Raw genomic sequence first — 8145 nt, 5'->3', positions numbered from 1 at the left:
ATAATGGCATCTCTGCGTTTGAACCAGTTGCTAGAGCTAGAGAACTTGGTCTTGTAGTGATTATCACCGATCACCATGATATTCCCCAAAAATTACCGCCAGCTAACGCCATCCTCAACCCCAAACTAATAGCTGAATCTTCACCTTATCGGGGTGTTGCTGGCGTTGGTGTTGCTTACATTTTGGCAGTTTCTCTAGCACAACAGCTAGGGGAGACTAAGGGTTTAATTAAGCCGATGCTAGCACTGTTTACACTGGGAACGATCGCAGATTTAGCTCCCTTAACTGGCGTAAATCGCCGTTGGGTGAAACGCGGTTTACAGCATTTACCCAAATCCAACTTACCTGGAGTGCAGGCGTTAATTCAGGTAGGTGGCGTGCAGGCTAGGGGAGATGAGGGAGCAGGAGGAGCAGGGGGAGTAGAGGAGAAAATTTCTAATCCAAAATCCAAAATCGTTCGACTGAGCGTAGCCGAAGTCCAAAATCCAAAATCGCTCAAGCCTGAAGATATCGGGTTTCGCTTGGGGCCGCGAATTAATGCTATTGGTCGGATTGGTAATCCCCAAACTGTGATTGAATTGTTAACTACAGATGATATGGGGGTGGCGCTCCAAAGAGCAATGCAGTGCGAACAAATCAATACCTCTCGCCAGCAGATGTGTGAGCAAATTGAACAAGAAGCGATCGCTTATGTAGAGACGCGATATATAGCGTCTTTACAAGATGACCGTGTATTAATTGTTGTTCAACCCAATTGGCATCATGGCGTTATTGGGATTGTCGCCTCCCGCTTGGTAGAACGCTACGGCGTTCCAGTGTTCATCGGTACTTATGAGAATGAGGGACATATACGCGGTTCTGCACGCTCAATTCCAGAGTTTCATGTGTTTGAAGCTTTGGAATATTGTCACGATTTACTAGGGAAATTTGGCGGACACAAAGCAGCCGGGGGATTCTCTCTAGCAGCAGAGAATTTACAGATGTTGCGATCGCGTTTGATTGAGTTTGCTAACCAGTGTCTTGAACCCCAGCATCTCAAGCCTCTGCTAAAAATTGATGCCGAAGTCAACCTCAATCACATCAATCAGCAGCTTTATCAACAGCTTAATGCTCTGCACCCCTGCGGTATGGACAACCCCGATCCAATTTTTTGGACACCTAATGTTCAAGTGGTCGAGCAAAAAATCGTCGGTAAGGGCCATATCAAACTGACAATTGCCCAAACTATTGATAATCAGGAGTATAAAATTAAAGCGATCGCTTGGCGTTGGGGCGACTATTTCCGCTTACCGCCACGAGTGGATGTCGCTTACAAACTACGAGAAAATTACTTTAACGGTAACACCACCATCGAGCTAGAGTTAATAGGAGTCAGGCTACCAATTCAGCTTCAACAATTTTTTGCTTCGTCACCTACCCCGTCAAGCACAACTTTTGAATACAACCAGCGACAGTATACTTGTGGTTTCTATAAAAACGGTATTGAAGCAGAATTAAGAATTAAAAACTCTGAAGGCAAAGTCTTAGCCATGCAACCAGGACATATAATTGGTTTACTGGGTACTAATCGTCAAAACGCCAAAGAAATTGATATCTCTCAGCCACAGTATGACAGTATTATCCAAGCTGCCCTTCAGGCGTTATCGGTATTGAGTGCTGAGTTATGAGTTACAAGTTATGAGTTATGAATTCTTAATTAACTTCTCATTCCTAACTCTTAACTGTTAACTCCTTAGTCAGCACTCAGAACTCTTATAAATTGCCGTTGCGAAATGCCAGCAAAAAGATTACCACTGGCCCAGCAATGACGATTAGCGCCACGGACAGCAATTGGAAAATAACTTCCCAATTGATACTGGTAAAAGCGTTAAACAAGTCAGATACAGCGTCAAACATTTTTCCTTTTCTCCTCCCAATTGTCTTAAAAAATTCAATAACTTAATTACAAAACCCGCAATCGATCATATCTGGCCATGGCCTGTTAGATTTAATTTACTTAACAAAATTATAAGAAAAGACATAAAAACGTAAAATAGGGGGATTGGGAATTGGGCATGGGGCACTTGTACTGAGCGACTTGTACTGAGCGTAGTCGAAGTAAGCCGAAGTATGGGGCATGGGGCAATAACCAATAGTTCTTCTTCCCCTGCTCCCCCTGCTCCCTGCTCCCCCTGCCCCCCACTCCCTACTCCCCACTCCCTACTCCCCAATCCAAAATGGCAACTTGGCAATGTGTAAAAGAATGTGGAGCCTGCTGTAATCTTGATCCAGCAGAGCGTCCAGATTTGGATGAGTATCTCTCTCCACCAGAACTAGAACTCTACCTCAGCATGGTAGGCGAAGGGGGATGGTGCGTTAACTTCGACCATACCACGCGGGAATGCCGCATATACCAAAATCGTCCGCGCTTCTGCCGTGTGGAATCAGAAGTGTTTCAAGATATGTATGGCGTTGAAGCAGAAGAAGTCAACGATTTTGCTATTGACTGCTGTCGCCAGCAAATAGAAGGAGTATACGGCGATCGCAGTCTGGAAATACTACGCTTCAATAAAGCTGTTGGGCTGTGACTTTTGACTTTTGACTTTTGACTTCCCCGAAGGGGCTGACACTCCCACTGCTCGTTTTAGTATCTGGAGTTGCAATTTATTACAACAATCTGAGAATATGATAGAAATATGAAAACAACCTCGCAACAAAACTATTGCCTGTGAAACTTGACTCTGCTCCTTTGAACATTGCTGGCATATCTCAGACTGAGATCGAGCTAGAACCCAAAGACAGCAATGATTTTAACTTAACTCCTGCGATCGCCCAACCAGTTCAGCCTGTAGTTGGCGATAGTCCTCAGAAGCAGCAATCAGCACTAGTAGTTTTTGGTACAACTTTTATAACCATTTTTCTAGCAGAAATTGGAGATAAGACTCAACTATCCACCCTGTTAATGAGTGCAGAATCTCATTCGCCGTGGGTGGTATTTATCGGATCTGCGGCTGCGCTGATAACCACCAGCTTATTAGGCGTGCTTTTAGGTAGTTGGATAGCCACCCGACTCAGCCCAAAAACTGTAGAAAAATCAGCAGGCGTAATGTTGTTGGTGATTTCCCTAATGCTCTTTTGGGATATATTTACTAGTCATTAGTCATTTGTCATTAGTCATTTGTCATTAGTCATTAGTCATTTGTCATTTGTCATTCTCCCTCTGCCTCCCCTGCTTCCCCTGCTCCCTCATCTCCCCCACTCCCCACTCCCTTTAATAATATGGATTGGCATCTTTTAGGACTGAGCTTTATTACAGTTTTTTTATCAGAATTAGGTGACAAAAGTCAGCTAGCGGCGATCGCACTTTCAGGACGTTGTAATTCTGGGCGTGCAGTATTTTTTGGTGCAGCAGGCGCATTGCTATTAACAAGTCTGTTGGGAGCATTAGCAGGAGGTGCAGTAGCAGAATTATTACCTACACGCTTGTTAAAAGCGATCGCTGCTGTGGGATTTGCCATCCTCGGTACACGTCTGCTGTTATTTAACAATGAACCATCGACGGATTCTGAACAAACACCTTAAACCAATTCCAATACTTCGGCTACGCTCAGTACAAGTTCGCAATGACCCTCAAAGACTCGGTCATAGCGAAGCTATGCCGAAGGCGTTGCCTCTCCAAGAGTTGGCTTTACGCTTCGCTAACGCAATTACGTTTTGTAACGAATATCACTCAATACTTCGACAAGCTCAGTAACCATCGGACTCGAATTTATACTGAATGCTGACCGGAGGCGGAGCTTGAGACGCTCCGCTTTTGAGTTCTGAATTATTCCTTACAAAGGTTCCCAACCGGTTCCTTTGTAGCCGTATTGAAAAATTTCTGGATGCAAAATTTCTGCCAAAATTTCTAGAGAATCTACCAGTCGTGGCCCTGGACGATTGAAGTAAGAATTGCCATCAATGATGTATACCCTACCAGTTTCGGTAGCGTGCAGTTTTTCCCAGTCTGAATGTTGAGTTAATAAATTGGCTTCTTGGCGAGTGCGATTTAAATCAAAGCCACAAGGCATAAAAACAATTACATCAGGATCGGTTGTTAATAGTGTTTCCCACGGCAAAATAGGAGAAGGCTGACCTGTAGCGCAAAATAGAGACTGTCCTCCTGCTAAGTTAACTAATTCTGGAATCCAATTGGCGGCTACCATCAAAGGATCAGTCCACTCGATACAGGCGACAGTAGGCTGTTCATTTAACGAAAGTCCCTGGATTTTATGTTGACAAATTTTGACGCGAGCTTCTAAGTTTTCTATGACTTTTACAGAGTCTACGCCAAAGGTGTTACCGACTCGCTCAATGTCAGCCCAAATATCCTGGAGAAAATTGGGTTGTAAAGAAATAATCTGCGGTTTACTGTCAATGAGTGTAGCAACTGCCTTTTCAACGTCGTGTAAGCTGACAGCACAAACATCACACTGGTCTTGAGTGAGAATGTGGGTAGGCTGCAATTTCTCTAAAACATCTGTTTTGATTTGGTAAATACTAAGAGCAGATTGCAATAAATTGCTCACTTCATCATGAATTTGGCTGCTAGAGGCATTGGAGTTTAAGCGTGCTTCGGTACAAATAGGGCGATCAAGGATTTCTGGAGGGTAATCGCATTCGTGCGATCGCCCCACAATAGCATCAACCAAGCCTAGTGTCGCTAAAATCTCTGTTCCACCGGGAATCAGGGAAACAATTCTCACATTACTATCCGTCATCGCTCCACCTCCACTAAACCTGCCGTTACTTCAATTTTTGCAAAATTTGAGTCATTAGGCATCTTTCTCTAGGAGAATTAAGCGTGTTTTGGTAGTCAACACTCAGCAAAAAATTAAACTCGGTGTTCGGTATTCGGAAGAGTTTTTCCTAGCCCTCAGTCCCTAGACCCAAATTCAAAATATTACATTAATTATACATTGTTCTTAGTATAATTACTTAATAAGAGAATTCTTTGAAATACTAATTATCCCCTGGCAAAAGAAGTAACAAAAGCGATGAGCAAAATTTAGTTTAAAACTTGTTATCCAAAATCATAAATTTTAATTAGAAAAAATATACATTCCGGTTATGAAAAACCAGATCAAGTAGTTGTAGTTATACAAAGACAGTTCTACTTTTTCCATAAAACCGTAAGGCAAAATTATTTCTTCTTGAGGTCAACTAATGCAGGTGGTGTCAGTTAGAGATATTACAGAGCGCAACCAGTCCCAAAAGGCTTTGCAAATCAAAGAAAATCGTCGGCGAAAACAAAGCCAGACGCTGGTGCAGCTGGCAAGAAGCAAGACATTTCAGCAAGGTGATCTCAATGCAGCCTTAAGGGAAATCACAGAGGTTGCTGCTCGGACGCTTTTAGTGAAGCGAGTTGGTGTATGGTTATATAATCAAGAACGTTCAAAAATTGAATGCATCGATTTATATGATGTAAGCACCAAGGAGCATAGCTTTGGTAACTCGTTTTCAGAAAAAAATTATCCAGCTTATTTCCAGGCTTTAGAAGAAGAACGTACCATTGCCGCAGATGATGCCAGAAACGATACAAGAACTCAAGAATTATCCGAGTCTTATCTTTCAGTTTTGGGCATCACATCCCTGCTGGATGCACCAATTTGGCTAGAGGGTCGTTTGATAGGCGTAGTCTGTTACGAACACATAGGCGAAGTTCGTCAATGGACTTTGGAGGAAGAGACTTTTGCTGGCTCGATTGCAGATTTCGTGACGTTGGCTATAGAAGCGAAGGAGCGAAACGTCGTACAAGAAGCATTGCGACGGAGTGAGGCGCAATTTCGGGCGATTTTTGAGCGTTCTTCTATCGGCATTGGACTTATAGATATGAAAGCGCAGATAGTCGATACTAATCTGGCACTGTGCGAGATTTTGGGATATAGCCGAGAAGAGTTATACGGCAAGCGCTTTACAGATTACATTTCCACAGAAAAGGGGGATTTAAAACTTTACAAACAACTGATGTCAGGAATTAACACAGAAACGACGTTACAACTTCGCCTGTGGACAGTTAAAGAATACCACCGGATGGCTGAGGCTGGGATTTTTGGTGCAGATGAACGAGTAGAACTGCTAGAAGGAAAGATAATTTGGATGATTGCTAAAGGGACAGCCCATAGATCAGCAGTGGGGAGAACAGATAGATTACTGCAAAATAGTTTAAGGAATCGGGCTTTGATATGTGTTCAAGACCCAGTAAAGTTGAATGAATGGTCTGAACCAGAACCGGATATTGCTGTAGTTAAAGTGCATCCGTTGGACTACGCAGACCACCATCCCACTCCAAGAGAAGTTTATCTGATTATTGAGGTAGCAGATAGCAGCCTGAAACTAGACTGCGAAATCAAAGCTAAAGCTTATTCGCAAGCCGGAATTACAGATTATTGGGTGCTGGATGTGGTTAGTTCTCAATTGCACGTCTTTCGGGAACCAACTCAGGATGGCTATCAAAGTGAAGTAATTGTAGAGAAAGATGGGATTATTTCACCTTTAGAGTTTCCTGATTTAAGTATTGCAATTTTGGAAATGTTACCACCTTTGAGAGGATCTTAGTAACAGCTATGTCTGACGAGCGTCTGACTTGCTACCGGGTTCGTAGTCGCCTGATGCCACTTTACAGCAGTTGCTACAACGGGGGCAACTCTTGGAACCCATTGCCACTGCCTCCTCTGCTTGGGGCCTCCTCAAATAGAGCAAGTAGCTCCCGAGGGAAGCCCTAGCAAGAGCGCTGTCTCACCGCTACATGTCTGCGTACTTTCCCGCAAGAATTTATCAAAATTTACTTAATCTATTCCTTTAGATAGATATAAAATATTTCTCAAATAACTTACTATTTTTTTCGAGGCTTGTTGTACGGGCAATTCTCAATACAAAAGTTCAGAACTCAGAATCCAGGAGTCAAAATCAATTACTTGGGGATTAAGACCCGCCTATTTGTAGTTGACCACTAAATCTTCTCCTTTGGAGACACTACGCGAGCAATTTAGTCGCCGTCTTAAACCATTTATTCATCCGCTCCTAGACTCGCCACCACTGGGCTATCCGCCAGTTGTACAGAATTAAATTCTAAATTGCCAATTTTAACTCCTGAATTCTTGTCTGATAAGTGAAATACGCTGATAAATAATTAATTTCCGAGTCAGAAATTGATTGTTTTATCCTGTTTCTGTCTGCCTTAACAGAGCGTATTGCACACATTTAAGAACTGCTAAAAGTCCCCAAACCCTAAACACGCTGCTGGGTAAAATTTCTTTGTGTAGAAGTATCTTAGGAATTTTATGATGCAGCTAATGTCCAAAAATTACACGTTTTTGTGGAGTCCAAAAGTATGAAAATTTTAACTGGTCTGATTTCCAGCTTGACACTACTGAGTTTAAATGTTGTAGGTTTATCTCAGGTACAGGCTCAAACACCACCAACAGGATTTACCTTTCAAAAAGTTCCAGTCACTCTTTTCGGAAATGGTTGCCCAAAGGGAACAGCAGAGGGAATTTTGGTTGGAGATACTCTTTCAGTAACATTCTCTGAGTTTGAAGCTAAAGCTGAACCTCCTAAGGTTGTATCAAAAGCCTGCAATCTGCGGATCGGTCTGAATGTACCTTCTGGAATTAACGTTCAGCCGATTAACGTCAAGTATCTTGGCTTTGCAGATGTGCCTGCAAAAGGCAGTGCTAACCTGAACGTTAGAATACTCTTTCAAGGTCAAATAGTTCCAACTACCAGTAATCCAAACGCAACGTTTAACGCTGGCTTTTCAGATGTTTGGAACAAAGATGTAGGTATTGTATTAGGCACAATAAATGCCTGTAGGAGACCAGTGAATTCGATTTTTGGTATCAATACAAATCTGACGGCAAGAGCTACAGATGTATCACTGACACCTAAAGGTCTAGAAACCCAAATCCGAGTTGATACAATCGACACAACACTCGGCCCTGTATTGTTCCAAATCAAGTTTAAATTTACTCCTTGTTAGGTTTTTTAAATGCATAATCTGCATTTAATTTTTCACAAAAGCTGATGCCTCTAAGAGGATGTTTTAAAAGTCCCGGTGGCTCAGGTCAACTGCGACGAAAAAAATAAGGTTTCAGCCATGTCCTGAGATAATTCACCCTGCTTTAT

The 8145-nt window shown here is 42.6% G+C and carries 9 protein-coding genes and 1 pseudogene; 7 read left to right on the top strand and 3 right to left on the bottom strand.

Annotated features, from left to right (window positions below; all coding sequences use genetic code 11):
- The coding region (locus LC574_RS15590) for a DHH family phosphoesterase (RefSeq protein WP_229454357.1) at positions 1-1667 on the top strand (1667 nt) is incomplete at its 5' end.
- Positions 1668-1752: 85 nt separating this feature from the next.
- Here LC574_RS15590 and LC574_RS15585 read toward each other — a convergent pair.
- Positions 1753-1896: a photosystem II reaction center protein Ycf12/Psb30 gene (locus LC574_RS15585; RefSeq protein WP_114086065.1), complete on the bottom strand. Its 144-nt coding sequence runs from the start codon at positions 1894-1896 to the stop codon at positions 1753-1755.
- Between the two features lie 96 nt (positions 1897-1992).
- Positions 1993-2196 (bottom strand): hypothetical protein, encoded by a 204-nt coding sequence (locus tag LC574_RS15580; protein WP_229454356.1) that lies wholly within the window; start codon positions 2194-2196, stop codon positions 1993-1995.
- Positions 2197-2216: 20 nt separating this feature from the next.
- On the opposite strand from LC574_RS15580, the gene LC574_RS15575 reads away from it, so the two are divergent.
- The 3 genes from LC574_RS15575 to LC574_RS15565 all read left to right on the top strand — a co-directional run bounded on the left by LC574_RS15575 (position 2217) and on the right by LC574_RS15565 (position 3561).
- Complete coding sequence (locus LC574_RS15575; protein ID WP_229454355.1) at positions 2217-2567, top strand: YkgJ family cysteine cluster protein; 351 nt, start codon at positions 2217-2219, stop codon at positions 2565-2567.
- Between the two features lie 140 nt (positions 2568-2707).
- Complete coding sequence (locus LC574_RS15570) at positions 2708-3139, top strand: TMEM165/GDT1 family protein (RefSeq protein WP_229454359.1); 432 nt, start codon at positions 2708-2710, stop codon at positions 3137-3139.
- A gap of 119 nt (positions 3140-3258) precedes the next feature.
- Complete coding sequence (locus tag LC574_RS15565; RefSeq protein WP_229454354.1) at positions 3259-3561, top strand: TMEM165/GDT1 family protein; 303 nt, start codon at positions 3259-3261, stop codon at positions 3559-3561.
- A 251-nt stretch (positions 3562-3812) separates the two neighbouring features.
- On the opposite strand, the gene LC574_RS15560 is transcribed toward LC574_RS15565, so the two are convergent.
- The gene (locus LC574_RS15560; protein WP_229454353.1) at positions 3813-4739 is read right to left on the bottom strand and encodes a cobalamin-binding protein; all 927 of its coding nucleotides are present in this window, start codon (positions 4737-4739) and stop codon (positions 3813-3815) included.
- Between the two features lie 445 nt (positions 4740-5184).
- Between LC574_RS15560 and LC574_RS15555 the strand changes: the two are divergent.
- The 3 genes and pseudogenes from LC574_RS15555 to LC574_RS15545 all read left to right on the top strand — a co-directional run.
- Positions 5185-5964: pseudogene (locus LC574_RS15555) on the top strand (GAF domain-containing protein); the annotation flags it as partial.
- 21 nt (positions 5965-5985) lie between these two features.
- Complete coding sequence (locus LC574_RS15550; RefSeq protein WP_229454358.1) at positions 5986-6576, top strand: Uma2 family endonuclease; 591 nt, start codon at positions 5986-5988, stop codon at positions 6574-6576.
- 775 nt (positions 6577-7351) lie between these two features.
- Entirely contained in the window at positions 7352-7999 is a 648-nt protein-coding gene (locus LC574_RS15545; RefSeq protein WP_229454352.1) for a DUF4360 domain-containing protein, read from the top strand.
- Positions 8000-8145 lie beyond the last annotated feature (146 nt).

Origin of the sequence: Nostoc sp. CHAB 5715 (assembly GCF_020829685.1) — a bacterium.
Taxonomy (GTDB): Bacteria; Cyanobacteriota; Cyanobacteriia; order Cyanobacteriales; family Nostocaceae; genus Nostoc.
The sequence above is the reverse complement of the archived record's forward strand: the minus strand, read 5'-3'. Positions and strand labels throughout refer to the sequence as shown.

Bases quoted from the DNA above. Each gene is read 5' to 3' on its own strand.
- LC574_RS15585 (WP_114086065.1), bottom strand. From the start codon at position 1,896: ATGTTTGACGCTGTATCTGACTTGTTTAACGCTTTTACCAGTATCAAT.
- LC574_RS15575 (WP_229454355.1), top strand. From the start codon at position 2,217: ATGGCAACTTGGCAATGTGTAAAAGAATGTGGAGCCTGCTGTAATCTT.
- LC574_RS15565 (WP_229454354.1), top strand. From the start codon at position 3,259: ATGGATTGGCATCTTTTAGGACTGAGCTTTATTACAGTTTTTTTATCA.
- LC574_RS15560 (WP_229454353.1), bottom strand. From the start codon at position 4,739: ATGACGGATAGTAATGTGAGAATTGTTTCCCTGATTCCCGGTGGAACA.
- LC574_RS15550 (WP_229454358.1), top strand. From the start codon at position 5,986: ATGTCAGGAATTAACACAGAAACGACGTTACAACTTCGCCTGTGGACA.
- LC574_RS15545 (WP_229454352.1), top strand. From the start codon at position 7,352: ATGAAAATTTTAACTGGTCTGATTTCCAGCTTGACACTACTGAGTTTA.